We start from the raw sequence: 26,707 nt of genomic DNA, 5'->3' as shown, positions 1-26,707 counted from the left end.
TTTCCTCACGTTCAATACAAAAGGGACAGGCATCAAGCCTGTCCCAAGGAAAAGTGCGATAAAATTTATAAAATTTCTTTCGCTTTTGCCACCACATTTTCTACGGTAAAGCCGAACAATTTGAATAATTGATCCGCAGGCGCAGATTCACCAAATGTGTTCATGCCTACAATGCGGCCTTCAAGACCCACATATTTGTACCAGAAGTCTGAAATTTGTGCTTCAATCGCCACGCGTTTTGTCACATTGCTTGGCAATACGCTTTCACGATATGCCGCATCTTGTTTATCAAAACGGTTCGTGCTTGGCATTGAAACCACGCGAACTTTCACGCCTTCTGCATCCAATACTTCTGCAGCTTTAATCGCAAGTTCCACTTCAGAACCTGTTGCAATCAGAATTAAATCAGGGCAATTTCCTTTTTCACAACATTCACGCACAATGTAACCACCACGTTTTACATTGTCCAATTGCGCTGAAGTGCGGCCTAATTGTGGCAAGTTTTGACGTGTGAAAATCAATGCCGATGGACCCTCTTTACGTTCCACCGCTTGTTGCCATGCAATGGCCGATTCCACTTGGTCTGCCGGACGCCATGTTTCCAAATTAGGAATTAAACGCAACGCCGCAGTTTGTTCTACCGGTTGGTGAGTCGGACCATCTTCGCCTAAACCAATTGAATCATGAGTGTACACAAACAATGAACGTTGTTTCATTAACGCCGCCATACGCACTGCGTTGTGTGCATATTCATAGAACATTAAGAAAGTCGCACCGTAAGGAATGAAACCGCCGTGTAACGCAATACCATTCATAATCGCGGACATACCAAATTCACGGACACCATAGTTGATGTAGTTACCGTCTTGGTTTTCTTTGGCGCGAATTGGGCGTGAACCCGACCATAGGGTTAAGTTTGACCCTGCTAAGTCGGCTGAACCACCTAAGAATTCAGGCAAGATATGCGCATAGGCTTCAATGGCATTTTGTGACGCTTTACGGCTTGCAATTGACGCTGGATTTGCTTGTAATTTTTCAATAAAGGCTTGGCTTTCTTGCGCCCAGTTTGCAGGTAATTCACCGGCAACACGGCGTTTAAATTCTGCCGCTAATTCAGGATAGGCTTGCTCATAGGCAGCAAATTTCTCATTCCAGGCTGCTTCTGCTTTTGCCCCTGCCGCTTTTGCATCCCAAGCCGCATAAATATCCGCTGGAATTTCAAATGGCGCATAATCCCAGTTTAATGCTTTACGGGTTAAGGCAATTTCTTCATCCCCTAATGGCGCACCGTGGCTGTCGTGTGAATTCGCTTTATTTGGCGAACCATAACCAATAATGGTTTTACAAATAATCAAAGTCGGTTTATCTGTTTCCGCTTGGGCTTTTTTCACCGCATCTGCGATTTGCGCTGCATTGTGACCATCCACCGCATCAATAACTTGCCAACCATAAGCCTCAAAACGTTGTTTTGTGTTATCCGTAAACCAACCATCTACGTGACCATCAATAGAAATATTATTGTCATCATAGAACGCAATTAATTTACCCAAACCCAGCGTACCCGCTAATGAACAAGCTTCGTGGGAAATCCCTTCCATCAAACAGCCATCACCTAAGAACACATAGGTGTGGTGATTTACAATATCGTGACCGTCACGGTTAAATTGTGCAGCTAAGGTTTTTTCCGCAATCGCCATCCCAACAGCATTGGTAATCCCTTGCCCTAATGGACCTGTTGTAGTTTCCACACCCGGCGCATAACCATATTCAGGGTGCCCCGGGGTTTTAGAATGAAGTTGACGGAAATTTTTCAAATCTTCGATAGAAAGATCATAGCCTGTTAAATGAAGCAAGCTATAAATCAACATAGAACCATGCCCGTTAGAAAGTACAAAACGGTCGCGATCCGCCCATTTCGGATTAGTCGGGTTATGTTTCATAAAACCACGCCAAAGCACCTCAGCAATATCCGCCATCCCCATCGGCGCCCCCGGATGCCCGGATTTTGCTTTTTGCACAGCATCCATACTTAAAAAACGAATTGCATTTGCAAGTTGTTTTTGATCTGTCATTTAATACTCCTGTGTTCTAATAACCTGTTTGTGTAACTCGAACATTGTACCTGATTTTTGAGAAAAAAGTTGGGATTAATATAATTCGGTTTTAGCACAAGTTAAATTTTGTGATCTTACTCACGAAATGTATGAGTTGTTGTGTAAAAATTGTGGGTTGCACTAATGAACAGATATCATTCAACGAAACGTCCAATAACTTGTCCTGCCATAAGAATCTAAGTCATTAGTATTGATGTAAAAATAATCATTCATAAATAATTTTTGCTTATCATATAAAACTTGCCTAAACGAAAGATATTTTAACCGCACCTTTACCTAAGTGCGGTTAAAAATCAGAACAACACTTTATACAACCAAGCCGCTACCACAGCACCAATCACAGGTCCAACAATAGGTACCCAAGCATAACTAAAATTTGAACTGCCTTTGTTTTTGATTGGAACAATAGCATGAACGAGACGTGGCATAAAATCACGTGCAGGATTGATGGCATAGCCTGTTAATCCACCAAAAGACATCACACCACCCGCCACACCAGCGAACACAAAGAACATTGCTACACCATTTGCAGGTTGTTGATGACCTAATGCGAATAAAATAAATAATAATGAGAAGGTCGCTACAATTTCAGATAGCAAGTTGCGGAAATTGTTGCTATTTGATGCAATGGTAGCAAAAGAACCTAATTGGCAATTTTGATTTTCTTCTTCATCAAGATGATCTTTGAATAACTGCCATACAATCAATGCGCCAATAAAGGCTCCAATAAATTGTGCAACAATATAGCCCAAAACGAGTTCCGTTGGAAATTTACCCACAACCCAGAAACCAATTGTCACAGCGGGATTAACGTGAGCCCCTGTTAATGGACCAAAAATTACGGCAATAGACACCATTGAAAGCCCCCAGCCACAAGCCGCAAGCAATCCACCACTACCAAACATTCCTGATTTTTTTAACGAAATATTGGCACACACGCCTAACCCTAATACCATAAAGAAAGCGGTTCCCACTAATTCGCCAAGATAAAGATTAATATTCTCCATAATCATCTCCTATCCATATACAAAATGAGTGCTAGAGATGTATCTCTAACACTCAATAATTTTTACTCAACTTCTGCAATACAAGTCACTTGGCTTGAATCCAAACCTACAATACGAAGTGGTGCATTAAAGAATTGTTTCACTTTTGCGCCTTTCGGTAATTCAGACAAATGCATATCTTCAATTACTGTTGTAAAGCGCCCAGTGTAATAACCTAAAATCGCACGATGACAATTTTTCGGATTTTCCGCATCAGGTACACGAGAAGATGGTGATCCTAGAGCCAAAAAGTCGATACCCACGCCTTTTAAATTAGGGAAAGTGTCAGATAAATATTGCCCTGCACTCGTTGCAATATAAGGTCCTTCACTTTGATAAATTTTCGGCTTTTCAGTTCTATATTTTTCAAAACCAGTTCTTAAGAAAGCAAAAGACACTTTACTCAGAATATCTGCATAAGGTTCCAAATCTTCTTTGGTAATCCCTTCGGCTTCGCCTTTTGGAATTTCAAGTAAAGCTACGTCTTTATGGCAGAAATAGTCAATTGGTAATTCATTGATACTTAAACCATCTTTTACAAAGTGGCGTGGTGCATCCATATGCGTACCACAATGATTTGGCACTTTGCTGATAAAGCTACTGAAAGGCGTTTCTTCGCATACATCCGTGCAGCGAGTCACTTCCACCACAGGTTCACCAGGCCAAGCTAAATCATTTGGATCTAATGGGTGTGATAAATACATAAACATAGTAAATCTCCTTATTTGCGTTTTTGTTGTAGTAACTATTACATCACTTCAGGGCTGTTAAACACAGTGCCCCACTGTGTTGTGAGCATTGTCATTAATAATGTGTCAGCGAAAAACCGCGGTCAAATTTTAAGGAATTTATTTAGGGGTTATTTATACTGCTGAAACCAATCCAATCCTGCCACGGTTTCACCACGTGGTTTATATTCACAGCCCACATATCCGGCATAACCTATTTCATCGAGCTTATCGAAAATATATTGATAGTTAATTTCGCCTTCGTCTGGTTCATGGCGATCCGGTACGGACGCGATTTGAACGTGAGCAAATTTGCCGTTTAACTTATCGGTTAAACGAGAAAGATTGCCGTCAACATTTTGCGCGTGGAAGTAATCCAGTTGAACAAAGACGTTATCGCGATCGACTAATTCCACGATTTCCAAGGTGTCGTATTGGCTTTTTAAGAAATAATTAGGTTTGACTTCAGGGCTTAAAGCTTCCAAGCAAATATTAATGCCGTGCGGTTTGAATTTCTCTGCCGCATAGCGAATGTTTTCTACAAAGGTTTGTTTATAGGCTTCGCGACTTTCACCTTCAGGGACAACCGCCGCCATAATATGAACCGTTGGGCAGTTTAAGGTAATGGCGTAATCAAGGGCTTGGTCAATATGCCGGCGCGCTTCGGCTTCGCGTCCAGGCATCGCCGCAACGCCCCATTCACCTTTGGCAATATCGCCCGCAGAAGTATTAAATAAGACTTGAGTTAAACCATATTGATCGAGTTTGGCTTTTAATTCTTCAGCGGGATAGTCGTAAGGCCATAAATATTCCACGTATTTAAATCCTGCTTTCGCAGCCGCTTCAAATCGATCTAAAAAGGGGACTTCGTTAAACATCATGGTTAAGTTAGCAGCGAATTTAGGCATAGTTATTTTCCTCTGTGTTCCAAATCTTGAATTTCTTCATCGGTGAGATAACGGATTTTTTGTCCTTGCAAGGTGAAGAACAATTTTGCGGTTTCCTCCAACTCTTCAGTATTATCCGCCGCATCAAGCAAGTCTGAGCCTGTGACAACAACGCCATGATTTGCCAGTAAAAACGCTTTGCCGGTTAAGGCGCGGTTAGCTAATTCTTCTGCAATTTTTGGCGAACCTGGGCGATAGTAGGGAATGACCTGCATTTTTCCTACACGCATTACGTAATAGGGTGTAAACGGCTGTATCGCATTGCTCGGATCCAAATTCTCAAGGCAAGAAAGTGCGGTTAAATAAGTGCTATGTAAATGCACGATGGCTTTGCACTCAGGGTTCTTTTGATACATCGCCAAGTGGAATACCGCTTCTTTTGATGGCTTATCGCCTTCCAAGAGATTGCCTTCCATATCCAATACAGATAAACGTTCTACACTTAATCGACCGAGTGAAGAGCCTGTTGGCGTAACCAACACCCGATTTTCATCGAGGCGGACGGACAAATTACCTGCGCCGCCTACGGTGTAACCCCGCTCATAAAAAGAACGCCCGAGCTGCACCATTAATTCTTTTTGGGCTAAATCTGTCATAGGAACATTCCTTGTGCATATTCAAAAAAGTCTTCTTTGCCAAAATTGCCTGATTTAAGGGCAAGGAAAATTTCTTCTTCTACCGCTTTCAACCAAGGCACACCTGGGGCAATTTGTTTGCCGATATGGAACCCCGTAAAACCAAGTTGTTGCACCACGATACTTGAGGTTTCACCGCCAGCAGTAATAAAGTTAGTCACGCCGGCTTGCTTTAATTTGGCGGCAAGTTTGGCGAAAGTGTTTTCAATGGCGTGGCTGGCTTGATCAGCGCCAAATTGATGTTGAATGGCTTTGAGCGCTTCTGGTGGCACGGTGGCATAGACCATTGGGGCAAGCGCGCTATCAAGATGCGCTATTACCCATTGATAAAGCTGTTCTACATAGTTTTCATTATGAATCGCTTGCTCAACATCAAGTTGAAAGTGCGGTGCTTTTTCGCGATATTTTTCCACTTGTTTATTGGTCATAACTGAACAAGAGCCTGACAACACCACAGTCTTGCCTTTGGTTGGCGTGAAAGCGTTAACACCTTGTTTGCCACCACTTAAACGTGCCGCCATATAGGCTGCCAAGCCTGAACCGCCTGTCACCAATTTGAAATCTACCACGGCTTCAGCCAGCACAGCCAACTGGGAATTATCCACTGCGTCCACCACCGCATAACGGTAGCCTTGCGCTTTCAATTCTGCAAAACGCGCTTTTACGCGATCCGCTCCTTTAATCACATCAGCATAAGCCACCAGACCTGTTTTTCCCTTAGCTTGTGCATCCATTAAACGCATTAAATTGGCATCGGTCATTGGCGTAATCGGGTGATTTTTCATGCCTGATTCACTTAACAGCACATCGCCGACAAATAAATAACCGTTAAAAATCGTGCGTCCATTCACAGGAAGAGCCGGCGTAATCACGGTGAAATCTTCATTTAATTCATCGAGCAAAGCATCGGTGACCGGGCCGATATTGCCTTTTGCCGTGCTGTCGAAGGTAGAGCAATATTTAAAATAAAATTGTGTGCAGCCATTTTCTTTTAACCACTGATAAGCACTCAAAGACTGTGCAATAGCTTCATTCACAGGGTTGGAACGTGATTTTAAACTGATCACAATGGCATCGACTTTGCTGTTTAACGGTTGGGTTGGAACACCGTTCATTTGCACCGCACTTAAGCCATTTTCAACCAAAAAACTGGCAATATCGCTGGCGCCCGTAAAATCATCTGCAATAACACCTAACATCATTACGCTCCTTTTTTCGGTAAATTCACGCCACTGAAAATTTTAATCACCGCACTGTCGTCTTCTTTGCCATAACCTGCATTGCTGGCTTCGGTAAACATGGAATAGGCGGCGCTTGCTAAATGAAGTGGGAAGTGGAGTGATTTTGCGGTGTCGTTGACCAAGCCTAAATCTTTCACAAAAATATCTACCATAGAAAGCGGTGTATAATCGCCTTCTACCACGTGTTTCATACGATTTTCAAACATCCAAGAGTTCCCTGCCGCATTGGTCACAACGTCATACATCACATCAAGTGGAATACCAGCTTTTGAGGCAAGTGCCATGGCTTCTGCGCCTGCGGCAATATGCACACCGGCTAATAACTGATGAACAATTTTAACTGTTGCCCCTAAACCAATTTCTTCGCCGATGTTATAAACTTTTGCAGCAGTGGCGTCTAAAACAGGTTGTAATTGCTCAAATGCTTGTTTTGAACCTGATGCCATGACGGTCATTTCACCTTTTAACGCTTTAGCCGCGCCGCCAGAAACGGGCGCATCTAACATAATTAACCCTAAGTCTGTTAATTTTTGTGAAATTGCTTGTGCATCTTGTGCTGCCATAGTGGAAGACACCATTACTGCGGTGCCTGCTTTTAATTTTTTAGCAATGCCATTTTCACCAAATAATGCCGCATTAGCTTGCGCCGCGTTAACGACTAAAATCACCACCGCATCTAATTCCTGCGCAAAATCATTGCCATTTGTCGCCACAGCTTTTGCGCCTGCGGCTTTCAGTTTTTCAAGCGCAACAGGATTTAAATCAATACCATAGGTTGTTAATCCTGCATTAATGCAAGAGACGGCTGCGCCCATGCCCATTGAGCCAAGACCGATCACTGCAACGGAATAATTTTGTTTTTCCATCCTTTCTTTCTCCATAAGCTGAATTATTGATGACGCTATTATGCACAAAAAAATTGTTAAATTCTGAGAACTGGATCACATTTTTTAACATTGAATGTTAAATATTGTTATTTTTTGAGAATAATCAGTTTAGCGGTATAATTCAATTGACATTTAGTTAGAACGGAGACGATATATGATTCCAGCAGAAAGACAGCAAACATTGCTTAATCTCATTCATCAACAAGGCATTGTCAGTATTAATACGCTGGTGGAAAAGTTAGGTGTCTCCCATATGACTGTGCGGCGTGATATTCAGAAATTGGAAGAAGAAGGGAAGGTGATTTCAGTATCGGGTGGCGTACAGCTTCTTGAACGTTTAGCCAGCGAACCAACCCATGATGATAAATCTTTACTCGCTACCAAGGAAAAAATTGCCATTGGTAAAGAAGCCGCCAAACTGGTTAAACCTAACTCAACTATTTATTTAGATGCCGGCACCACTACATTGGAAATAGCAAAACAAATCGCCCACGAGAAAGATCTTCTTGTTATCACCAATGATTTTGTCATTGCGCAATATTTAATGGTTAATGGTCAATGCAATATTATTCATTCGGGGGGATTGGTTAATAAATCAAATCGCTCATCCATCGGAGAACTTGCTGCACAATTTCTACGCCAAGTTGCGGTAGATATTGCGTTTATATCTACGTCTTCTTGGAATTTAAAAGGGCTCACCACTCCTGATGAGCAAAAAATTCCTGTTAAAAAAGCCATTATTCAATCCAGCCAAAAAAATATTCTTGTGACTGATTCATCCAAATATGGAAAAGTGGCCACTTTCTTACTTTATCCACTTAACACTTTAGATATGATTATTTGTGATCAAGGCTTACCTGAAAATGCGAAAGAGGCCATAACCGACATGAATATTGAACTATTATTGGTATAAGATAAGCTCTTAACAAGACTTTTAAAACGCAATTTACAATTGTAAAAAGAAGCGTAAAGTCTCCTTTAGAGATATTTATAGAAACGATATAACGCTCTCTTATTTCAATAATACATCTATATTCGGCATCACCCCTCTCCACAACGCAAAAGAATGTGCCGCTTGTCCCACCAACATCCCAAATCCGTCAGAAACATTTTTTGCTCCCAAGGATTTTGCTAAGGCAATAAATGGCGTGTCGGTTTCTTTGGCGTATTGCATATCATAAATCGCGCCGGCGGAACACAGGATTTCAGAGGAAATGTCTACGGTTTTGCCTTGCAAACCTAAAGACGTAGCGTTGATGATGACGTCAAATTTTTGCAGCGGAATTTGCGTCATTTCTACCGCTTGCACCTTGCCATATTGTGTGAATTTCGCAGCCAACTCTTGCGCTTTGGCTAAAGTGCGGTTCGCAATCGTGATGTTTTGTTGGGCTTGCAACAAGGGCAACAACACGCCTTTTGTCGCACCGCCCGCACCTAAAATTAATATAGATTGATTCGGTTTCAACCAACCCAAACGAGCCAAATCGCTCACCAAACCTGCGCCGTCTGTATTATCCGCGTACAAACGTCCGTCATCTAAGCGTTTCAGGGTATTACAGGCTTCCGCTGTTAGCGCGCGTTCGCTATATTCATCCGCCAAGGCATAGGCGCGTTCTTTAAAAGGCGCAGTGATATTGCAACCTTTCGCCCCGTCTTGAAAGAAAGCCAACAGCTGTTGTTCAAAATTGTCAAGATCGCCTAAAATCGCCCCATATTCCATCATTTGTTGGGTTTGTTCGGCGAAGATTTTATGAATTTGTGGTGATTTGCTTTGCGCAATTGGGTTGCCCCATACCGCATATTTGTCCATTTTTAACCTTCTCTAAATAATTGCCCTGTCAGTAAATCTCGAATTTCTGACGGATTTTGCGCTTGTCCCACCGTTTCATCTAAAACAGGGAAATTCTCGCCAAATTGCGACCGCACTTCTTGCGCCGTTCGACAAGGGGGCAAACCGGATAAATTAGCACTGGTTGAGGTTAACGCAAAACCGGCTTGTTCGCATAATTGCACCACCGCAGGATGCCGACAAATCCGCACGGCAATACTCGTAAATTGCCCGGTCAGCCATTTTGGTGTGCTCAATTTGGTCGGCACAACCCAAGTTATAGGATAATCATATTCCCTTTGCAAACGGGTATATTGAACCGTATTTAGCTTTTGCACATCAATAAAAGGCAACAAATAATCCAAACTCGGCGCAATCAAAATCAACCCTTTTTCTTTCGGGCGGTTTTTCAAAACAAGCAATTTTTCCACCGCACTTTCGCTCATGGGATTGCAACCCAATCCAAACACCGCTTCCGTGGGATAAGCCACCACCTGTTCTTGCTGCAGCTTTTCTACAATTTGAGAAACATTCATCTTATTTATACATGGTTTCGCTGAGTTCAGGATAACGCGCGTTCATTTCCGCCGCCCATTTTACCAAAGCCGGATGATGCAGCGCTAAATCATAGCCTAAAAACTCTTGACGGAACGCCCACCAATCAATCAAACATACCGCCGTCAACGAGCCAATATTCAATTCATAACCAAAGGGTTGAATTGCCTGTTCCATTTGCGTAAAACTGCGTGCATTACGTTCCGCCACCTGCGCATAACGGCTCGTCCACCACTCATTTTCAGGACGGAATTTTTTCTCTGTCACCATCGGAGTCGTATTTTCCGAAATACCATCCGCCAAATTATGTAACGCCAATGCTGCCCAACGGGCCTTACCAGCTTCAGGAAACAACTTCGATTCCTTGCCCTTATAATCCAAATATTCGCAAATCAACAAGCTACCAAATAACCAATTTCCACAATTACGCTGCAAAGCAGGAATACGCCCAAGCGGATTATCTTGGTTATGCGGTGAATTAGAATCTGCCGCCACACTCACGCGCTGTAATTCAATTTTATCTTCTAAATGATGATGTTTCATCACCGTTAAGACTTTACGTGCAAAAGCACTGGTTGTGCTATACCAAAGTTTCATCATATTTTGCTCCTTGATTGAGATAAGGGAAATCTAAACAATATTTTGGGGAACGTCAAATGATTAAAAATAATCATTTGATTATAAAAAATCATATTTGTGACGAAGATCACGGTTTTATTAAAAAGAAAACATTATACTCTCTAGCAATTTCACTGCTGGAGAGAGAAAGATGGAGCTACTTATCATTGCTGATGATTTTACCGGCGCAAATGACACTGGCGTTCAATTCGCTAAACAAGGCGTTTCGACAGATGTATTGCTAAATGACTATTCATCATATAACGGCAATGCGCAAGTGGTTATTGTGAATACAGACAGCCGTGCCATGACGATTGAAAACGCTCAAAACCAAATAAACCAACGCTTAAATTCTATTATTCCGAACAAAATTTATAAAAAATTATATGAAAGTTAAGGAGTTTCCATGAAACCAATTTTAGGCATCACAATGGGCGATGCAGCAGGTATTGGCCCTGAAGTCATAATTAAATCATTAGAAGATAAACGCATCTACGAATTGGCACATCCCGTTGTTATTGGTGATTTAAAAATCCTACAACGTGCTTTGCCTATCGTAAAATCCCAACTTCAATTACGTAAAGTTGAAGATCTCGAACATTACCAAAGTGAATTTGGTTATATCGATGTCATTGATTTAGACAACTTACCCGCGGATTTGCCGTTCTCACAAGTTGATGCACGTGCAGGAAAAGCCGCCTATGAATTTATTGAACGTGCTGTTGATTTGACCTTAAAAGGAAAAATCCACGCCATTGTCACCGCACCTTTAAATAAAGAAGCCCTTCATGCAGGTGGCAAAATTTTCCCTGGGCATACTGAGATCTTAGCGCACCTAAGCAACACCGAAGATTTCTCTATGATGCTCACAAGCGAAAGACTCAACGTGATTCACGTCACTACCCACGTATCCATGCGCCAAGCCTGTGATTTAATCAAAAAAGAGCGCGTATTAACCGTTATTGAGCTTGCACAAGAATACAGCAAAATGCTCGGTTTTAAAGAGCCACGTATCGCGGTAGCCGGTTTCAATGCCCACGCGGGCGAACATGGTTTATTTGGCACAGAAGATGAAGAAGAAATCTTACCTGCCGTTAAAGAAGCACAAGCCAAAGGCATTAATGCGGTTGGCCCACTTCCACCAGATACCGTTTTCCATCGTGCTGCCAATTTGGATGAGTTTGATATGGTAGTCGTTATGTATCACGACCAAGGTCATATCCCATTGAAATTAATAGGTTTTGATAGCGGTGTCAATGTTACCACCGGTTTACCATTTATTCGTACCTCAGTGGATCACGGCACCGCTTTCCAAATCGCAGGACAAGGCATTGCGGATAGCCGAAGTATGACAGAAGCGTTATACCTCGGTGCAAAAATGGCAAGTATTAAATATGCAAATCACTAAGGAGGCATCTATGTCTACTACAACCCAAGTAACTGAAAAATCTATTATTCCGTTATATGATGGAATGAATAAAATTCCAGGTGGTGCAATGGTAATACCATTAATTTTAGGCTCAATAGTGGGAACATTTTTCCCTGAATTTTTAGGGCTTGGTTCATTTACAAGTGCACTTTTTAAATCCTCTGCAGGCCCACTTATTGCATTATTAATTTTCGCAACGGGTATGCAAATTACTGTTCGTAGTTCAGGCCCTGTTCTTGCTCATACAGGTATAGTTCTATTATTTAAAACCTTAATTCCTGCTGCATTAGTTACGGCTCTAGGCTTATTTGTTGGTAATGATGGGATACTCGGAATCTCATTGTTAGCAATGTTAACTGTTGTAGCTAACTCGAACGGTGGAATTTGGTTAGCATTTACAGGGAAATATGGTGATTACCGAGATCAAGGAGCCTACGTTGCTTCCGCTGTTAATGATGGCCCATTCTTTGTATTGTTATTCCTTGGCGCATCTGGTCTTGCGGATATTCCATTATCATTGATGCTTGCAGCGGTAATTCCGCTATTAATAGGTATGGTAATTGGTAATCTAGACCCTAAATGGACGAATTTAATGAAACCAACAGGAGCAATTGTTATTCCATTCTTTGCTTTTGCTTTAGGCAGTGGTATCAATCTAAATTCCATTGTAACAGGTGGAGCAACAGGAATCATTCTTGGAATTATCGCATCTTTATTTACTGGATTTCTTGTATTCATCGGCTATAAAACTATTTTGAGACGTGGAAATCAATCTGGTATTGGTTTTGCTGCGGGAACAACTGCTGGTAATGCAATTATTACACCTGAAATTGTGGCTCAAGCTGATCCTAGTTTTGCACCATTTGTACAAACTGCAACGGCTCAAATTGCGGCGGCGGTATTAGTTTCAGCAATCCTAGCACCACTCTTAGCAGCCTGGGTATTAAAACGTCAAGGTGGCTTAAACAATGGAGAGATTTAATATGAAAAATAATAAATTACTAGTTGTTGCCGATGATTTAACTGGAGCAAATGATACTGGAGTAATGTTTGCAGAATTAGGCTTTACAACAATCTTAGAGACAAACATAAGCTCCCTAAATAAAACTGATATATCAAAAGGTGATATTTTTTCAGTTTCCACAGATTCAAGAGCAATAGGAGAACAAGCGGAACAAAAAACATGTCAAGTAATCTCACAAGGAATCAGCAAAGAAATTAATCAACTTTATTTAAAAATTGATTCCACAATGCGAGGTTCAGTCCAGTTTCAAATCAAAGGTGCATTAAAAGCATGGAAAATGCTATATCCAAATGCAAGAGCTATCATTTGTTCGGCGTATCCTGCTATGGGGAGAACAATTGAAAATGGGCATTTATATGTTAATGGGATACCTGTAAATGAAACTCCATCAGGGAAAGATGCAATATGCCCTGTTGGCTCATCATATCTACTTGATTTATTACCCGAAGCAGTACATCTACCATGTTTAACAACGGAAGAATTAATATCACAAATTAGCTCTTCCAATAGTGAACAAATTATTATTGACGCTAAAACTGAAGATGATTTATCTGTTATTGCCAATGTAATCAATCAATTAGGTAATCATATTATTCCTGTCGGCTCTGCAGGCTTGGCATCTCATCTGAAAAAACACCGTAAGCAAGTGATTAACAAAGACACTAATTTGGGTAGAACACTTATTTTAGTAACGTCAATTCATGAAACTAGCCAAAATCAAGTAGATCAATATATTTCAACGGTAGGCGCAAAATCAATCGTATTCAATCCATCGCCATCACAACTAATTAATTACGAGTTATCAAATGAAGCGATAATGTCACAATTTAAAGCTTTAATACATTCTAGTTCAGAAAATGTCATTATTCGTGCGAACCCAGCAAAAATAATGAATCATAATTTTGGAAATATTCATACAGTAGCTAGAAAAATTGCTGAATATCTCGCAGAACTTGGAATATATGCCTTAAATAACGAAAAATTTGATTCACTTGTCCTATTTGGTGGTGATGGTGCGGCAATGTTATTGGGCAAAATGAATATATCAGAAATGAATATATTATATGCTATTGTGCCTGGAGTCCCATTGTGTACCATCAATAGTGGTCAATATAAAGGACTTAAAGTTATGACAAAGTCAGGTGGATTTGGTAATAATAATCTACTTAATGATATTTTGGGTTAAATACTATCAATAACGCCAGCAAACTTACTGGCGTTATTAAATTTCCAATATTATGTAACAGTTGCACAAGGCGATCGTTGAGACTATCGAAACATAAGTTTCATGCAGTCACTGAAATGTCTTATAGTTCGACAGGCTCACTAACCGTGGTTCGACAAGCTCACCAACCGCCATTTCAGCTTTGTGCAAGTACTACATAATACTAGATTTTTCTCTATACATCTTTATACGCCACAAGTATAATTATACAAACAATGTATAATTTTGTATAAAGGTGCTTTATGAATGATCCGCTTTATTTCCATCGTACCGATCTCGCTAATTCACTTGTTTTAAATCTTAAAAGTGGAATTACCCATGCTTTGACACTTTTTGCCCCACGCCGAATGGGAAAAACTCAGTTTTTATTGAATGATGTCAAACCACAAGCGGAAGAAAATGGTTTTCATGTATTCTATTTCAGCTTTTTTGATCAAATGGGCGATGTACAGATCGCCTTTGCTTCGGCATTACAGGATTTTCTGAAAAATATCACTCACGGCACCTTACAGCGATTAAATCGAATTGATGTTATGGGGATTGGAGTAGGTCTGCAAGATACTCAAGAGCAACCTTTTGTGAGCATCGCTCAAATGATTAATGAACTTGCCACAAAAAGCCATAAGCCTATATTGATGCTGCTTGATGAAGTACAAGAACTTGCTCGAATTAAAGGTTCAGAGCCAATGGTGAAATCGTTGCGAACAGGTCTTGATGTCAATCAAAATCAAATTAAGGTGATTTTTACAGGCAGTAGTACAAATGGATTGCGAGCTATGTTTAATGATAATAAGGCCGCATTTTTTCATTTTGCTTATCCCTTAGAATTCCCTAATTTAGGACAAGATTTTATTGATTTTCTCGCTAATATTTATCACCAACGGACTAATAACAGATTGGATAGCCATTTACTTTATCAGTATTTTGAGCGTTTTCACTTTTCACCATTATACTTACGAGCAACTATTCAAGATATGATTTTAAATCCGAGTTTATCATTACAACAAGCTGCGGAATACAGATTACTTCAGGTGAATGAAAATTCAGAGAATCGTCAGATTTGGGCTCAATTAAGTGAACTAGAGCGATTAATTTTACTTGCTGTGTTAAATGATGAAAGATCACTTTATACTAAAGAAAATCGCCAAGTTTTTGCACACAAACTAGGTCTTGAAAATATTAGTGCTAGTATGATTCAAGGTAAAGTGCGAAAATTAAAGCGTATGGATCTGTTAACTCGCAATATTGCTGATGAATTGCAAATTAACAATACACACTTTCAAACTTGGTTACGAGAAAATGTTAATGAGTGAGAGATGAGCTATGTCAAACGATCGCCATGAAACCATTATGCTTTATTTGAAAAGCCATAATATCGCAACGGTTGAACAACTTGTAAAAATAACAAATTCATCGCCTGCCACAATTCGTAGAGATTTGATTAAACTTGATGAAGAGGGAGCGATTATTCGTACTCATGGCGGTGTTGCCCTCAATCAGTTTATTCCATTTCAACCGACAACGGATGAAAAACAATCGTGCCAGATTGCAGAAAAAGAGCGAATTGCTGACTATGCGGTATCCTTGATTACAGCCGGAAGCTCCGTGGTTTTAGATGCAGGCACAACAACATTATGTATCGCAAAAAAAATAACACATATTCCATTGCGGATTATTACGACTGATTTACGAATTGCCTTATTATTGTCCGAATATAAACAAATTGAAGTCACTATGGTTGGAGGCCGTATTGATAATAGCAGCCAATCTTGTATTGGTAATCAAAGTATTTCATTTTTTCAGAATATTAACCCTGATTTTGCGTTTGTAAGTTGTAATTCTTGGGATTTAGAAAAAGGAATTACTGCTCCAACAGAAGAAAAAGCCGCATTAAAAAAAGCGTTACTGCAAAATGCAACAAAACGAATTTTAGTCGCCGATAGTAGCAAATATGCAAAATTTTCGTTATTCTGCGCCGCCAAACTGGAAACTCTAACCAATATCATCACAGATAATTCATTACCTACTGATATTGCCAATGCGCTGAAACAAAAAAATATTGAAATAAACATCGTATAGGTAGCAAAAAAATTCAAACGTAAAATAAGGAACTTATGTCAACACCCACTTCACCTCCAAAAGCCATCATTCCCATTTATGATTTGCTCAGCAAAATCCCTGGGGGGATTATGGTGATTCCGCTGATTTTAGGCTCTATTGTGGGGACGTTTTTCCCTGAATTGTTAGAATTAGGGGCGTTTACCACCGCACTTTTTAAGTCTTCTGCATTACCATTGATTGCATTGCTGATTTTTTCAACAGGGATGCAAATTTCGTTGCGTAGTTCAGGGGCGGTGTTGGCTTATACCGGTGTCGTGTTGTTGTGTAAGACCTTGATTCCTATGAGCTTGGTGATTTTATTGGGCTTGTTTGTGGGAAATGACGGGATTATTGGGATTTCGTTGCTAGCTATGCTTGCTGTGGTATCAAATTCCAGTGGTGGGATTTGGTTGGCATTTACAGGGAAATATGGCGATTATCGCGATCAAGGGGCTTATATTGCCTCGGCTGTCAATGACGGTGCATTTTTTGTGTTGTTATTTTTGAGTGCATCAGGTTTGGCGGATATTCCGTTAGGTTTGATGATGGCGGCAATTATTCCGCTATTAGCTGGGATGGTGTTTGGTAATTTGGATCCTAAATGGGCGAATTTAATGAAACCGACTAGTGCCATTGTGATTCCTTTTTTTGCATTTTCTTTAGGGACGGGAATTAATTTGACGGTAATTGTGACAGGTGGCGCAAGCGGAATTTTGCTTGGTGTAGTGGCATCCTTAGTCACTGGGTTGTTTGTGTTTATTGGCTATAAAACTATTTTAAGACGTGGTAACCAATCAGGTATTGGCTTTGCCGCGGGGACAACGGCAGCAAATTCAATCGTCACCCCTGCCATTGTCGCACAAGCAGATCCCACTTTTGCGCCTTTTGTTCAGACGGCAACCGCACAAATTGCTGCCTCGGTGTTAATTTCAGCGATTATTGCGCCATTGGTGGCAGCTTGGGTGTTAAAACGTCAAGGCGGTATGCCCAAATCCAAAATAACAAGTCACTAAACGCGTTCAACCTCAAAAACGCATTTGCATTTTTTGTTTAAGCAGACAAAAGTGCGGTGCGTTTCCGTGTCTTTTTTCAATATTGCCCAACGCTCACCGCAAGTGGGACAAGTCTGAATTTGGGGTTTAATGGGTAATGTAAATTTACACTGTGGAAAACGATTACAGCCGTAGAACGTTTTACCTAAACGACCTCGGCGCGGAACAAGTTCCCCTTTAGCGCAATCCGGGCAAGGTATGGTTTCTTGATTATCGTCATGTTGTGTTTCTTCTTCATGAAAAATAAAATGGCACGTAGGGTAACCACTACAACCAATAAACATCCCAAAACTACCTTGTTTAAGCTGCAACGCTTGACCGCACTCAGGACAAGTTTCGTCGAGTTGTTTTAATACCTTGCTTTCATGGTTCGCATGTAAAGGTTTGAGATAATCACATGTTGGAAAGGCTGAACAACCTAAAAACAAGCCTTTTTTGCCATGACGCATTTGTAATAATGCACCGCATTGTGGACAACGTTCCTGTTGTTTGGTGTATTGGAAAAGAGATGAGTTCATAGCATTCTCCAAATAATGATGTGATTAAGCTGTATCAGGCAGTTTAACCGGCTCAGCCACCGCCTATACAGATTTTACCTATTTTCATTTATACTACACAACCTACTTCATGAGAAAAATAAATACCGACTATGCGAGAACTTTCCCAAAATCCTTATTTTTTAACCGCGCTTTTATTGGCTATTATCTGTTTGATTTTAGTTTTTGTGATAATACGAAGAAATCGTGATGTGTTGGAACTGACGCAGGATTTGAATAAAAATATCGTGGATTACAATCAACTGGCGGAAAAGTTTGATGCGTTAAGTGCGGTGAAAAATCAACAGGATTTATCATTGGCACGTATTCAAACGACCAATGAATATTTAACCGCTGAAATTGCTGAGCGCGATCAGGCTTTAAGCCAAGAACGATCAGCGTTAACCCAAACACAAGAAAATCTGACTGCTGTTTCTCAAGAACTCACTGCCTTTAAAATTATGCTGTCAGAAAAAGAAAAACATTTTGCTGAACAACAACAAACTTTTGCTCAATCTAAGCAACAACTCACAACCGAATTTCAAAATCTTGCCAATCGCATTTTGGACGAAAAAGCACAATCTTTTCGTCAATCAAACCAAACGGCGTTGGATGCTTTATTGAAGCCATTTCGGGAACAAATTGACGGTTTTCAGAAGCGCGTCAATGAAATTCATTCCGAAAGTCTTAAAGGCAATGCGGGTTTAGAAGCGGAAATTAAAAAGGTGTTGGATATTGGGTTGACCATGTCGCAGGAAGCCAATAATTTAACCTCGGCGCTAAAAGGCGAGAAGAAAACCTTGGGCAATTGGGGGGAAGTGCAACTGGAACGCGCCTTGCAATTAGCCGGCTTAATAAAAGGGGAACATTACGAAGCGCAAGCACATTTTAAAGATGAGCAAGGTAAGCACAATTACCCGGATTTTGTGGTGCATTTGCCTGATAATAAACATTTGATTATTGACAGCAAAATGTCGCTGGTTGCCTATGAAAGTGCGGTCAATTCGGATGATGATTTACAGCGTGCACAATTTATGAAGGAACACATCAAAGCCATTCGGCAGCATATTAATGATTTATCCCAAAAAGATTACAGCAATCTTATCGGGATGCGCAGCCCGAATTTTGTGCTGATGTTTGTAGCGGTGGAACCGGCTTATATTGAAGCCATGAAAGAAGACACGAGTTTGTTCAATTTTGGCTATGAAAAAAATGTGATTTTAGTTTCCCATACCACATTAATGCCGATTTTGCGCACCGTGGCAAATTTATGGCGCATTGAACGCGGTAATGCGGAAGCACGCGAAATTAGCGCGCGTGCAGGGGAAATTTATAATCAAGTTTGCTTAGTTGCTGAACGCTTGGCAAAATTAGGGTCGACTTTGGGCACGGTCAGCACGCGTTATAACGAAACGGTGACCGCTCTTGTGGGACAACAAGGTTTAGCCGGCAAAGTGGATCGCTTTAAAGATTTATCCGCCAAAGCCAATAAAGTCTTGCCCGCGGTAGAATTGCTTCATGCGGATATTGAAACCGAAAAATTATTATTAGTTAGGAAAGTAGAAAATGGAACAACCGATCTCGATCACTCCGGAACAAGCCTGGGAAATGATGAATAATGGCGCGCATTTATTGGATGTGCGTGACGAACTTCGTTTTGCCCAAAGCCATGCCAAAGGCGCATTTCATTTAACCAATCAAAGTTACGGACAATTTCAAAATAACGTGGATTTTGATGATCAAGTCATTGTGATGTGCTATCACGGCATTAGCAGTTTAAATGTAGGCACTTACTTGCTCGCCCAAGGCTATGACCACATTTATAGTGTGATTGGCGGCTTTGAAGGCTGGGTAAAATCAGGGTTACCCCTTGAAATTTAAATAAAATTTTCGTATTTTATCGTCCAAATTTAACGCACTTTTATATGGAAACACTATGGAAAAAACAGAAACCTCAACACGCTCTTCTCGCCACCGCCAACCGACTATGATCAGCAAAATTATCTTTGCAAGCCGTTGGTTGCAGTTGCCGATTTACCTTGGCTTAATTGTCGTTCAAGGCATTTACGCCTATAAATTTATGAAATCCCTATGGGCATTATTAACCGGCATTAATGAACTGGATAGCAATGCCATTATGCTTTCTGTGTTGAATTTAATTGATGTGGTTATGATTGCGAACTTGCTGGTGATGGTAATTATTGGCGGCTATGAGATTTTCGTGTCGAAATTAAATACGGAAAATCACCCCGATGAACCCGAATGGCTGGATCACGTGAATGCCTCTGTGTTGAAAGTGAAGCTCTCGATGTCTATTATCAGTATTTCATCCATTCATATGCTACAAACCTTTGTGAACGCCGCCAATATGCCAGAGAAAACCATGATGTGGCAATTATTCTTACATTTAGGGTTCTTAGTTTCCGCCGTTGCAATGGCTTATACAGACAAGATCTTATATAGCACCAGTCATAAAACCCACTAATATCAAACGGACGCCAAATGGTGTCCGTTTTGTCACAAAATATCCCGTCATTTCACCGCACTTTTGCTTGTAAAAAACCTAAGCAGAGTCCAACAATTAAGCCTGAAATATGGGCGGCATTGCCCATTTTGATGCCAATTAATGGGCTGGCGAAGCCGAGTACGATCCCTACGATTAACATGGTAAAAAAGCCTTTGGGTAAGAGAGTTCCTTGTGTGGCACCAAACTTATCGACCGCAAAAACAAAGCCCATCACCGCATATACGACACCTGAAAGCCCAAAGAAAAGGGGGCCGCTTGCCCAATTTTGCGCCACGCCGCTAATCAGCGCTGCCACAAGGAATAAGCCTATTAATTTTAGGCTACCAAAGTGACGTTCAATCATGCCGCCAAAAATCCACCACCAAGAAAGATTAAAGAGAATATGTAAGGGCGATAAATGCACAAAGGCATGGGAAAAATAACGCCAATATTCCGTTTCATCGCCCCAATAAACAGGAAAATGCGCGTACACCATAATTGGTTGGTCGTAGCCTAGCTCTTCCAAAAGAAAGATGATTGCGCAAAGTGCGGTGATAAAAAGGGTAAATTTTATCTTATTCCAGTGCGACCAATAATGGTGGGAATCGGGTTGTTCTTTAACCTTAACATATCGTAGTGTTCGCGTATCCCCATTTTCCCAACTGGCTTGTTGATAGCGTTCAGCAAAAGGGTTTTGGATAAATAAATTGGCTTCTTCTTCGACTAGGGGAAATTGCGGTGATGTTTCATCAAAATCGCCACAAAACTCGGTCTCACCACTAGCCAATCGCTCTTCTCGCAGGCAAAGCTCTATGTGGTATTTTCCACGTAAATAATCACGAAATCGGATGGTTAGTTGGGGAATTTGACTTCTAATTACACATTGCATTTGATATAGTCCTGTTGTGAATATCAGTTTATTTTAAACGATGGGGTGAAAATGGAACAAGCACAATTACCAAAAGGATTGAGTGGGTTTAGCTGGGCATTAGTGGGGCTGTGTTTCCCGATTTTATTGTGGCCGTTAGCCCTGTTATTATCGCCCGCGTTGTTAGAAAATCCCAACCTGAGTGCGACTACATCGCTGATGTTTGCCTGCATTTTCTGGTTTTATCCTTTTCTGTTAGGTATTATCGCGAGAATGCTCTTTAAACTGCATCAAAAACAACCGCACTTTGCCGTAAAAATACTTGTCTGCTGTGCGATCATTTTCTGGGTTGCCGTGGGCTATATTATTGTCAATGGGTTGCGATAATTCACTTTCAGTGAAAAAACGCCCTTTTGTTCTCGTCATAAAGAGTATAATATGCCGTAACATTAACGTTTATTTTAGAGGTCTTATGTTTAAAAAACTTTCTCTTATTGCACTATTTTCGGTGTTGTCTGCCTGTTCTTCAGTCACTAATTACATTCCTTTTATGGGCGATAACAAGCCTGTAATTAATCTTGATGAAGATAAAATTGATCAAAAATCCTATGCTGTGGCTTATGCCTCTACCGTACAAACCTATACGGGGCAAATCAAAGAAGATTATGATGTGAATTCTTTCGCCAATGGCGTAAAACAATATTATGAAGGGGCAATTTTGGTGCCGATTGAGCAAATTAAAGCCAAATTAGCTTCAGGCATTGATAGCAATGTTCATGCTTATTACAGTGGCGTTGTTTTTGCCGCAGACTTGCAAGGCAATTTTAGCCGTTTAAGCCCAACCTGTTGGACACAAATTAATCGTCCGAGTATGACTCAAGGTATCTATGACGCCATGCTTGACCTGAAAAAAGGCAAAGCCCGTGGTGAAGATGATGAATATATTAGTAAAGGTAGTGAACAACTACTCAACACTTGTAAATAACCTTTAAGCTAGGGGGCATTCCCCTAGCTTTTTTTATTGCCAACCTAAAAAGGATTAAGAATGTTCAATTTACCTGAAAACAACATTCACCTTGCAAATCAAGCCACCCATAAAACTGAAGCCATTCAACTTGTTGCAGCCGCATTGGAACAAGCGGGCTACGTTGAAGCGGGCTATTTGCAAGGGATGTTAGCGCGAGAACAACAAACATCAACATTCTTGGGAAATGGGATTGCCATTCCCCACGGCACATTGGACACCCGTTCGATGGTCAAAAATACGGGCGTAGTCATCTTCCAATTTCCACAGGGAATCGCTTGGGGAGAAGACAATATCGCTTATGTCGTGATTGGCATTGCGGCACGTTCTGATGAACACTTAGCCCTATTGCGCCAATTAACGCACGTGTTAAGTGATGAGCAGGCTGCTGCCAAGTTAGCCACGCTCAAGGATGTCCAAAAATTCCGCGCGATTTTAATGGGCGAAAGCGAAGCCTTTTCGCTTTCGGAAGAAACGATTAGCTTAGATGTAGAAACAGAAAGTTTGCTGACCTTAACCGCCATCAACGCCGGACAGCTACAAGCACAAAGCGCGGTGGATCATTATTTCATTTCCGATGTTATCAGTTCAGCGGCTATTCCGCTCGGTCAGGGGTTATGGTTAACGGATAGTGTTCAAGGAAACCTAAAAAATGCTTTGGCGTTTAGTCGCCCTAAAGTGAGTTTTGAACAGCATAACAACACCATCAAGGGTGTACTCACCATTGCGGCAAAAGATGATGCGATAAATGAAACGCTGGTACGCTTATTGGATGAACAGGTTCAAGGGATCTTATTAACCGGTTCAAAAGCACAAATTGTTGCGGCATTAAATGGTGCAGAGCTTCACACCGCCGCTGACCAAGTTGTCGGCACCTTCACCTTACGGAATGAACACGGCTTACATGCGCGTCCAAGTGCCGTATTGGTGAACACAATCAAACCGTTTAACGCCAAAATTAATGTGGAAAACTTAACCCGTGGTAGCGCATTAGTCAATGCGAAAAGCGCCATGAAAATCGTCTCGCTAGGCGCATCCTATGGACACCGATTACGCTTTGTGGCGGAAGGCGATGATGCCCAAATTGCCATTGAAACGATTAAACAAGCCATTGCCAATGGGTTAGGTGAAACCATCTCATCCAATCACGCCTTTGAAGCGGATAGCATTGAAATCATCAAAGGCTCTGCAGAAAGTGCGGTCAATTCTGCTTCTGTTTCCAATCAGCTGAATAACGAAGAGCAAATTGAAGGCATTTTTGAAGTGACCAATGAACATGGCTTACATGCGCGTCCGAGTGCGACATTAGTGAATGAAGTGAAGAAATACCATGCGTCTGTGGCGGTGCAAAATCTTGATCGTGATACGCCGTTAGTCAGTGCGAAAAGTTTGATGAAAATTGTGGCACTTGGGGCAGTTAAGGGACATCGTTTACGTTTTGTCGCCACCGGTAAAGAAGCGCAAAAAGCCATTGACGCGATCGGTGTTGCAATGAAATCAGGTTTAGGAGAATAAAAAACATGACAGCAAAAGTAGCAACCATTACGCTCAATACCGCCTATGATTTAGTCGGGCGGTTAAAGCGGATTGAATTAGGGGAAGTGAATTCCGTAGAAACCTTGGGATTATTTCCTGCAGGTAAAGGCATTAATGTGGCAAAAGTGCTGAAAGATTTGGGCATACAAGTGGCGGTCGGCGGCTTTTTAGGGAAAGATAATGTAGGGGATTTTGAACATTTATTCCAAACGCAAGGGCTGGAAGATAAATTTCAGCGTGTGGCAGGCAAAACGCGCATTAATGTCAAAATTACCGAAACCGAGGCGGATGTCACCGATTTGAATTTTTTAGGCTATGAAATCAACGAAGCGGATTGGCATCATTTTGTGGAAAGCTCTCTCGCCTACTGTCAACAATTTGATCTTGTAGCCGTCTGTGGCAGTTTACCCCGTGGCGTCACCCCTGAATTGTTTGCCCAATGGTTAAGGTTATTACATCAGGCCGGCATTAAAGTGGTATTAGACACGTCAAACCAAGCGTTACAAGCAGGCTTAACCGCCAAGCCTTGGTTGGTAAAACCAAATCATCGCGAACTGGAAGCTTGGGTTGGGCATGCGTTAAATAGTCTTGATGAGATCATTGCGGCAGGTAAAAAACTGCAAGCCCAAGGCATTGCAAATGTTGTGATTTCCATGGGTGCGGAAGGGTCGCTTTGGCTCAGCGATAATGGCATCGTGCAAGCGCAACCGCCAAAATGTGAAAATGTGGTCAGCACAGTAGGCGCGGGTGACTCTATGGTAGCAGGTTTAATTTACGGTTTTATTCACCATTATTCAGCGGCGGATACATTGGCATTTGCCAGCGCAGTTTCTGCATTGGCTGTTTCACAAAGCAATGTGGGCGTGAGCGATCGTGCCTTACTTGATCCTATCCTTGCCAATGTTAAGGTAACAACGATTAAAGGTTAATCTATGAATATTTTTCTTACCCCATCTTCAAATCTAGGTCATGCGAAAGTGTTTTTGTTAACACAATTAATGACCACCGCGGTAAAAGCGCAAAATCATCACATTGTTGAAAAGGCGGAGCAAGCGGATGTCGTCATTGTTTTTGCTAAAACCATGCCAAATTTAACCGCACTTCAGGGCAAAAAAGTCTTTTTATGTGACCCTGAAAGCGCGTTTCTTAACCCCGAAAAGATATTAAACACCGCGCTCACTCAAGCCGTGGATTATGTTTCACCAAGTTCAAATCAAAATCCAAGCCAAAGTGCGGTGAAATCTTCGGCGCTTTCTGAAGTGAAAAATATCGTTGCGGTCACCGCTTGCCCAACGGGCGTTGCGCATACGTTTATGTCGGCAGAAGCAATTGAAGCCTATGGCAAAAAAATGGGCTGGAATGTACGCGTGGAAACCCGTGGGCAAGTCGGCGCAGGCAATCCTATTACGCCTGAAGAAATTGCTGCCGCTGATTTAGTTTTTGTTGCCGCAGATATTGATGTGGATTTAGCCAAATTTAAGGGCAAACCCATGTATCGAACGTCTACAGGGTTGGCATTGAAAAAAACAGCGCAAGAATTTAACCGCGCTTTTACGGAAGCAAAAATCTATGAAGGGAATGTGTCAACTGCCAACAACACAGAAACAAAAGGCAACGAGAAAAAAGGTGTTTATCAGCACTTAATGACGGGCGTTTCTCATATGTTGCCGGTTGTCGTTGCCGGTGGGCTTTTGATCGCGATTTCGTTTATGTTTGGTCCAAATGCCTTTAAAGATCCTAGCATTGCCGGTGGGTTACCTGCTGCATTAATGGAAATTGGTGGCGGCGCTGCCTTTAAATTAATGATCGCCGTCTTTGCAGGTTATGTTGCCTTTTCTATTGCTGACCGTCCTGGGTTGGCTGTGGGATTAATTGGCGGTATGCTTGCCTCGACTGCTGGCGCAGGGATTTTAGGCGGTATTATTGCCGGTTTTCTTGCCGGCTATGTCGTCAAAGGACTGAACTCCGCCATCAAATTACCGGCTTCAATGGCTTCGCTCAAACCAATTCTTATTCTTCCGTTATTAGGTTCGGCGATTGTTGGGTTGTTAATGGTTTACCTTTTGAACCCACCTGTGGCAAGCACTATGACAGAATTAACGGGATGGTTAAATGGTCTTGGCGCAACAAATGGCTTACTCTTCGGTGCAATCCTTGGCGGGATGATGTGTGTAGATATGGGCGGACCTGTCAACAAAGCGGCTTATATGTTTGGGACAGGATTATTGGCTTCTCAAGTAAACACGCCAATGGCAGCAGTGATGGCTGGTGGTATGGTTCCCCCAATAGGTATGGCAATCGCCACGTGGTTAGCCCGTGGAAAATTTAATGCCAATCAACGTGACGCGGGCAAGGCCTCGTTTGTATTAGGTTTGTGTTTTATCTCAGAAGGTGCGTTACCCTTTGTTGCCGCTGACCCCATTCGAGTCATTGTATCGAGTGTCATTGGTGGTGCCATTGCTGGGGCGGTATCACTCAGTTTAGCCATTGAACTGCCCGCGCCACATGGTGGATTATTTGTCATTCCACTCGTTTCTCAGCCTTTAATGTACTTAGGTGCCATTGCGCTGGGATCAGTTGTAACAGGTATTCTCTACGCCGTTATTCGCCCAAAACAAACGAAAGAATAACCGCGCTTTAATATATGAGCCCATGTATTATTCGTGGGCTTTTTTATTAAAAATCCTGTGTAGATACCCTTTCATTGAAAAGCTAAGTGTAATAGAAAAAAGCTAAACAACACATAACAAAAAAGGCATACCCGAAGATATGCCTTTTTCTGCTTTTAATTCAAAGCGGATTATTTGA

Annotated in this window: 28 protein-coding genes; 16 read left to right on the top strand and 12 right to left on the bottom strand. The window is 41.5% G+C overall.

From position 1 onward, the window contains the following. Nucleotides 1-65: 65 nt before the first annotated feature. From tkt to ltnD, 7 genes are all read right to left on the bottom strand, one after another. Nucleotides 66-2,072, bottom strand: coding sequence for a transketolase (gene tkt, locus E7T07_RS10125; protein ID WP_135711023.1), 2,007 nt, complete (start codon nucleotides 2,070-2,072; stop codon nucleotides 66-68). Nucleotides 2,073-2,407: 335 nt separating this feature from the next. Next, nucleotides 2,408-3,121 carry an MIP/aquaporin family protein gene (locus E7T07_RS10120; protein WP_135711022.1) on the bottom strand — a complete coding sequence of 238 codons (714 nt, stop codon included), beginning with the start codon at nucleotides 3,119-3,121 and terminating at the stop codon, nucleotides 2,408-2,410. 62 nt (nucleotides 3,122-3,183) lie between these two features. Beyond that, complete coding sequence (locus E7T07_RS10115) at nucleotides 3,184-3,870, bottom strand: cyclase family protein (protein ID WP_135711021.1); 687 nt, start codon at nucleotides 3,868-3,870, stop codon at nucleotides 3,184-3,186. A gap of 149 nt (nucleotides 3,871-4,019) precedes the next feature. Continuing rightward, nucleotides 4,020-4,796, bottom strand: a complete 777-nt coding sequence (gene otnI, locus E7T07_RS10110) for a 2-oxo-tetronate isomerase (RefSeq protein ID WP_135711020.1) — start codon at nucleotides 4,794-4,796, stop codon at nucleotides 4,020-4,022. Between the two features lie 2 nt (nucleotides 4,797-4,798). Next, a complete protein-coding gene (otnC, locus tag E7T07_RS10105; protein WP_135711019.1) occupies nucleotides 4,799-5,431 on the bottom strand; it encodes a 3-oxo-tetronate 4-phosphate decarboxylase in 633 nt (210 codons plus the stop codon). Continuing rightward, nucleotides 5,428-6,669: a 3-oxo-tetronate kinase gene (gene otnK / locus E7T07_RS10100; protein ID WP_135711039.1), complete on the bottom strand. Its 1,242-nt coding sequence runs from the start codon at nucleotides 6,667-6,669 to the stop codon at nucleotides 5,428-5,430. Before otnK ends, otnC begins: the two co-directional genes overlap by 4 nt. Nucleotides 6,670-6,671: 2 nt before the next feature. Further along, the gene (gene ltnD, locus E7T07_RS10095; protein WP_135711018.1) at nucleotides 6,672-7,577 is read right to left on the bottom strand and encodes an L-threonate dehydrogenase; all 906 of its coding nucleotides are present in this window, start codon (nucleotides 7,575-7,577) and stop codon (nucleotides 6,672-6,674) included. A gap of 175 nt (nucleotides 7,578-7,752) precedes the next feature. Between ltnD and E7T07_RS10090 the strand changes: the two genes are divergently transcribed. Next, on the top strand, nucleotides 7,753-8,511 hold the full coding sequence (locus E7T07_RS10090) for a DeoR/GlpR family DNA-binding transcription regulator (RefSeq protein WP_135711017.1): 759 nt from the start codon (nucleotides 7,753-7,755) through the stop codon (nucleotides 8,509-8,511). A 99-nt stretch (nucleotides 8,512-8,610) separates the two neighbouring features. Here E7T07_RS10090 and aroE read toward each other — a convergent pair whose 3' ends face one another. Genes aroE through E7T07_RS10075 form a run of 3 tightly spaced genes read right to left on the bottom strand, consistent with a single transcriptional unit; the run spans nucleotide 8,611 to nucleotide 10,578 of the window. Continuing rightward, nucleotides 8,611-9,408: a shikimate dehydrogenase gene (gene aroE / locus E7T07_RS10085; protein ID WP_135711016.1), complete on the bottom strand. Its 798-nt coding sequence runs from the start codon at nucleotides 9,406-9,408 to the stop codon at nucleotides 8,611-8,613. Between the two features lie 2 nt (nucleotides 9,409-9,410). Then, nucleotides 9,411-9,962 (bottom strand): L-threonylcarbamoyladenylate synthase type 1 TsaC, encoded by a 552-nt coding sequence (tsaC, locus tag E7T07_RS10080; RefSeq protein WP_135711015.1) that lies wholly within the window; start codon nucleotides 9,960-9,962, stop codon nucleotides 9,411-9,413. 1 nt (nucleotide 9,963) lies between these two features. After that, the gene (locus E7T07_RS10075; RefSeq protein ID WP_135711038.1) at nucleotides 9,964-10,578 is read right to left on the bottom strand and encodes a glutathione S-transferase; all 615 of its coding nucleotides are present in this window, start codon (nucleotides 10,576-10,578) and stop codon (nucleotides 9,964-9,966) included. Nucleotides 10,579-10,750: 172 nt separating this feature from the next. Here E7T07_RS10075 and E7T07_RS10070 point away from each other — a divergent pair, with 172 nt between their 5' ends. The 7 genes from E7T07_RS10070 to E7T07_RS10040 all read left to right on the top strand — a co-directional run bounded on the left by E7T07_RS10070 (nucleotide 10,751) and on the right by E7T07_RS10040 (nucleotide 17,390). After that, on the top strand, nucleotides 10,751-10,996 hold the full coding sequence (locus tag E7T07_RS10070) for a four-carbon acid sugar kinase family protein (RefSeq protein WP_135711014.1): 246 nt from the start codon (nucleotides 10,751-10,753) through the stop codon (nucleotides 10,994-10,996). 9 nt (nucleotides 10,997-11,005) lie between these two features. Further along, on the top strand, nucleotides 11,006-12,007 hold the full coding sequence (gene pdxA / locus E7T07_RS10065; RefSeq protein ID WP_135711013.1) for a 4-hydroxythreonine-4-phosphate dehydrogenase PdxA: 1,002 nt from the start codon (nucleotides 11,006-11,008) through the stop codon (nucleotides 12,005-12,007). Nucleotides 12,008-12,017: 10 nt separating this feature from the next. Further along, nucleotides 12,018-13,010, top strand: a complete 993-nt coding sequence (locus E7T07_RS10060) for a 2-keto-3-deoxygluconate permease (protein ID WP_180338724.1) — start codon at nucleotides 12,018-12,020, stop codon at nucleotides 13,008-13,010. Between the two features lies 1 nt (nucleotide 13,011). Beyond that, the gene (locus tag E7T07_RS10055) at nucleotides 13,012-14,238 is read left to right on the top strand and encodes a four-carbon acid sugar kinase family protein (protein ID WP_135711012.1); all 1,227 of its coding nucleotides are present in this window, start codon (nucleotides 13,012-13,014) and stop codon (nucleotides 14,236-14,238) included. 281 nt (nucleotides 14,239-14,519) lie between these two features. Continuing rightward, a complete protein-coding gene (locus E7T07_RS10050) occupies nucleotides 14,520-15,590 on the top strand; it encodes an ATP-binding protein (RefSeq protein ID WP_135711011.1) in 1,071 nt (356 codons plus the stop codon). A gap of 10 nt (nucleotides 15,591-15,600) precedes the next feature. Continuing rightward, complete coding sequence (locus tag E7T07_RS10045; protein WP_135711010.1) at nucleotides 15,601-16,356, top strand: DeoR/GlpR family DNA-binding transcription regulator; 756 nt, start codon at nucleotides 15,601-15,603, stop codon at nucleotides 16,354-16,356. A gap of 35 nt (nucleotides 16,357-16,391) precedes the next feature. Then, entirely contained in the window at nucleotides 16,392-17,390 is a 999-nt protein-coding gene (locus tag E7T07_RS10040; RefSeq protein ID WP_135711009.1) for a 2-keto-3-deoxygluconate permease, read from the top strand. Here the strand turns inward: E7T07_RS10040 and E7T07_RS10035 are convergent. Continuing rightward, nucleotides 17,387-17,947 (bottom strand): DNA topoisomerase family protein, encoded by a 561-nt coding sequence (locus E7T07_RS10035; protein WP_135711008.1) that lies wholly within the window; start codon nucleotides 17,945-17,947, stop codon nucleotides 17,387-17,389. The genes E7T07_RS10040 and E7T07_RS10035 overlap by 4 nt on opposite strands. Before the next feature lie 131 nt (nucleotides 17,948-18,078). Between E7T07_RS10035 and E7T07_RS10030 the strand changes: the two genes are divergently transcribed. Genes E7T07_RS10030 through E7T07_RS10020 form a run of 3 tightly spaced genes read left to right on the top strand, consistent with a single transcriptional unit; the run spans nucleotide 18,079 to nucleotide 20,450 of the window. Continuing rightward, nucleotides 18,079-19,584 (top strand): DNA recombination protein RmuC, encoded by a 1,506-nt coding sequence (locus E7T07_RS10030; protein ID WP_135711007.1) that lies wholly within the window; start codon nucleotides 18,079-18,081, stop codon nucleotides 19,582-19,584. After that, nucleotides 19,532-19,846 (top strand): thiosulfate sulfurtransferase GlpE, encoded by a 315-nt coding sequence (gene glpE, locus E7T07_RS10025; protein ID WP_135711006.1) that lies wholly within the window; start codon nucleotides 19,532-19,534, stop codon nucleotides 19,844-19,846. Before E7T07_RS10030 ends, glpE begins: the two co-directional genes overlap by 53 nt. Nucleotides 19,847-19,901: 55 nt before the next feature. Further along, a complete protein-coding gene (locus tag E7T07_RS10020; RefSeq protein ID WP_135711005.1) occupies nucleotides 19,902-20,450 on the top strand; it encodes a TIGR00645 family protein in 549 nt (182 codons plus the stop codon). Nucleotides 20,451-20,502: 52 nt separating this feature from the next. On the opposite strand, the gene E7T07_RS10015 is transcribed toward E7T07_RS10020, so the two are convergent. Next, nucleotides 20,503-21,360 (bottom strand): rhomboid family intramembrane serine protease, encoded by an 858-nt coding sequence (locus E7T07_RS10015; protein WP_135711004.1) that lies wholly within the window; start codon nucleotides 21,358-21,360, stop codon nucleotides 20,503-20,505. Between the two features lie 51 nt (nucleotides 21,361-21,411). Here E7T07_RS10015 and E7T07_RS10010 point away from each other — a divergent pair, with 51 nt between their 5' ends. The 5 genes from E7T07_RS10010 (at nucleotide 21,412) to E7T07_RS09990 (ending at nucleotide 26,529) form a co-directional block, all read left to right on the top strand. Next, nucleotides 21,412-21,726, top strand: coding sequence for a DUF5389 family protein (locus E7T07_RS10010; RefSeq protein WP_135711003.1), 315 nt, complete (start codon nucleotides 21,412-21,414; stop codon nucleotides 21,724-21,726). Nucleotides 21,727-21,811: 85 nt separating this feature from the next. Next, nucleotides 21,812-22,324, top strand: coding sequence for an HI_0449 family lipoprotein (locus tag E7T07_RS10005; RefSeq protein ID WP_135711002.1), 513 nt, complete (start codon nucleotides 21,812-21,814; stop codon nucleotides 22,322-22,324). Between the two features lie 60 nt (nucleotides 22,325-22,384). Continuing rightward, the gene (gene fruB / locus E7T07_RS10000; RefSeq protein WP_135711001.1) at nucleotides 22,385-23,878 is read left to right on the top strand and encodes a fused PTS fructose transporter subunit IIA/HPr protein; all 1,494 of its coding nucleotides are present in this window, start codon (nucleotides 22,385-22,387) and stop codon (nucleotides 23,876-23,878) included. Nucleotides 23,879-23,883: 5 nt separating this feature from the next. After that, the gene (fruK, locus tag E7T07_RS09995; RefSeq protein WP_135711000.1) at nucleotides 23,884-24,828 is read left to right on the top strand and encodes a 1-phosphofructokinase; all 945 of its coding nucleotides are present in this window, start codon (nucleotides 23,884-23,886) and stop codon (nucleotides 24,826-24,828) included. A 3-nt stretch (nucleotides 24,829-24,831) separates the two neighbouring features. After that, complete coding sequence (locus E7T07_RS09990; protein WP_135710999.1) at nucleotides 24,832-26,529, top strand: fructose-specific PTS transporter subunit EIIC; 1,698 nt, start codon at nucleotides 24,832-24,834, stop codon at nucleotides 26,527-26,529. Nucleotides 26,530-26,707: the final 178 nt, after the last annotated feature.

This window comes from Actinobacillus porcinus (assembly GCF_901764995.1).
Classification (GTDB): Bacteria; Pseudomonadota; Gammaproteobacteria; order Enterobacterales; family Pasteurellaceae; genus Exercitatus; species Exercitatus porcinus.
The sequence above is the reverse complement of the archived record's forward strand: the minus strand, read 5'-3'. Positions and strand labels throughout refer to the sequence as shown.

What these genes read in the sequence shown, in the direction of transcription:
- pdxA (WP_135711013.1), top strand. Translation starts at nt 11,006, where the DNA reads ATGAAACCAATTTTAGGCATCACAATGGGCGATGCAGCAGGTATTGGC.
- E7T07_RS10075 (WP_135711038.1), bottom strand. Translation starts at nt 10,578, where the DNA reads ATGAAACTTTGGTATAGCACAACCAGTGCTTTTGCACGTAAAGTCTTA.
- E7T07_RS10035 (WP_135711008.1), bottom strand. Translation starts at nt 17,947, where the DNA reads ATGAACTCATCTCTTTTCCAATACACCAAACAACAGGAACGTTGTCCA.
- otnI (WP_135711020.1), bottom strand. Translation starts at nt 4,796, where the DNA reads ATGCCTAAATTCGCTGCTAACTTAACCATGATGTTTAACGAAGTCCCC.
- E7T07_RS10115 (WP_135711021.1), bottom strand. Translation starts at nt 3,870, where the DNA reads ATGTTTATGTATTTATCACACCCATTAGATCCAAATGATTTAGCTTGG.
- E7T07_RS10020 (WP_135711005.1), top strand. Translation starts at nt 19,902, where the DNA reads ATGGAAAAAACAGAAACCTCAACACGCTCTTCTCGCCACCGCCAACCG.
- E7T07_RS10055 (WP_135711012.1), top strand. Translation starts at nt 13,012, where the DNA reads ATGAAAAATAATAAATTACTAGTTGTTGCCGATGATTTAACTGGAGCA.
- ltnD (WP_135711018.1), bottom strand. Translation starts at nt 7,577, where the DNA reads ATGGAAAAACAAAATTATTCCGTTGCAGTGATCGGTCTTGGCTCAATG.
- E7T07_RS10030 (WP_135711007.1), top strand. Translation starts at nt 18,079, where the DNA reads ATGCGAGAACTTTCCCAAAATCCTTATTTTTTAACCGCGCTTTTATTG.
- E7T07_RS10010 (WP_135711003.1), top strand. Translation starts at nt 21,412, where the DNA reads ATGGAACAAGCACAATTACCAAAAGGATTGAGTGGGTTTAGCTGGGCA.
- E7T07_RS10015 (WP_135711004.1), bottom strand. Translation starts at nt 21,360, where the DNA reads ATGCAATGTGTAATTAGAAGTCAAATTCCCCAACTAACCATCCGATTT.
- aroE (WP_135711016.1), bottom strand. Translation starts at nt 9,408, where the DNA reads ATGGACAAATATGCGGTATGGGGCAACCCAATTGCGCAAAGCAAATCA.
- E7T07_RS10040 (WP_135711009.1), top strand. Translation starts at nt 16,392, where the DNA reads ATGTCAACACCCACTTCACCTCCAAAAGCCATCATTCCCATTTATGAT.
- otnK (WP_135711039.1), bottom strand. Translation starts at nt 6,669, where the DNA reads ATGTTAGGTGTTATTGCAGATGATTTTACGGGCGCCAGCGATATTGCC.
- glpE (WP_135711006.1), top strand. Translation starts at nt 19,532, where the DNA reads ATGGAACAACCGATCTCGATCACTCCGGAACAAGCCTGGGAAATGATG.
- tkt (WP_135711023.1), bottom strand. Translation starts at nt 2,072, where the DNA reads ATGACAGATCAAAAACAACTTGCAAATGCAATTCGTTTTTTAAGTATG.
- fruB (WP_135711001.1), top strand. Translation starts at nt 22,385, where the DNA reads ATGTTCAATTTACCTGAAAACAACATTCACCTTGCAAATCAAGCCACC.
- E7T07_RS10045 (WP_135711010.1), top strand. Translation starts at nt 15,601, where the DNA reads ATGTCAAACGATCGCCATGAAACCATTATGCTTTATTTGAAAAGCCAT.
- E7T07_RS10070 (WP_135711014.1), top strand. Translation starts at nt 10,751, where the DNA reads ATGGAGCTACTTATCATTGCTGATGATTTTACCGGCGCAAATGACACT.
- otnC (WP_135711019.1), bottom strand. Translation starts at nt 5,431, where the DNA reads ATGACAGATTTAGCCCAAAAAGAATTAATGGTGCAGCTCGGGCGTTCT.
- tsaC (WP_135711015.1), bottom strand. Translation starts at nt 9,962, where the DNA reads ATGAATGTTTCTCAAATTGTAGAAAAGCTGCAGCAAGAACAGGTGGTG.
- fruK (WP_135711000.1), top strand. Translation starts at nt 23,884, where the DNA reads ATGACAGCAAAAGTAGCAACCATTACGCTCAATACCGCCTATGATTTA.
- E7T07_RS10090 (WP_135711017.1), top strand. Translation starts at nt 7,753, where the DNA reads ATGATTCCAGCAGAAAGACAGCAAACATTGCTTAATCTCATTCATCAA.
- E7T07_RS10050 (WP_135711011.1), top strand. Translation starts at nt 14,520, where the DNA reads ATGAATGATCCGCTTTATTTCCATCGTACCGATCTCGCTAATTCACTT.
- E7T07_RS10060 (WP_180338724.1), top strand. Translation starts at nt 12,018, where the DNA reads ATGTCTACTACAACCCAAGTAACTGAAAAATCTATTATTCCGTTATAT.
- E7T07_RS10120 (WP_135711022.1), bottom strand. Translation starts at nt 3,121, where the DNA reads ATGGAGAATATTAATCTTTATCTTGGCGAATTAGTGGGAACCGCTTTC.
- E7T07_RS10005 (WP_135711002.1), top strand. Translation starts at nt 21,812, where the DNA reads ATGTTTAAAAAACTTTCTCTTATTGCACTATTTTCGGTGTTGTCTGCC.
- E7T07_RS09990 (WP_135710999.1), top strand. Translation starts at nt 24,832, where the DNA reads ATGAATATTTTTCTTACCCCATCTTCAAATCTAGGTCATGCGAAAGTG.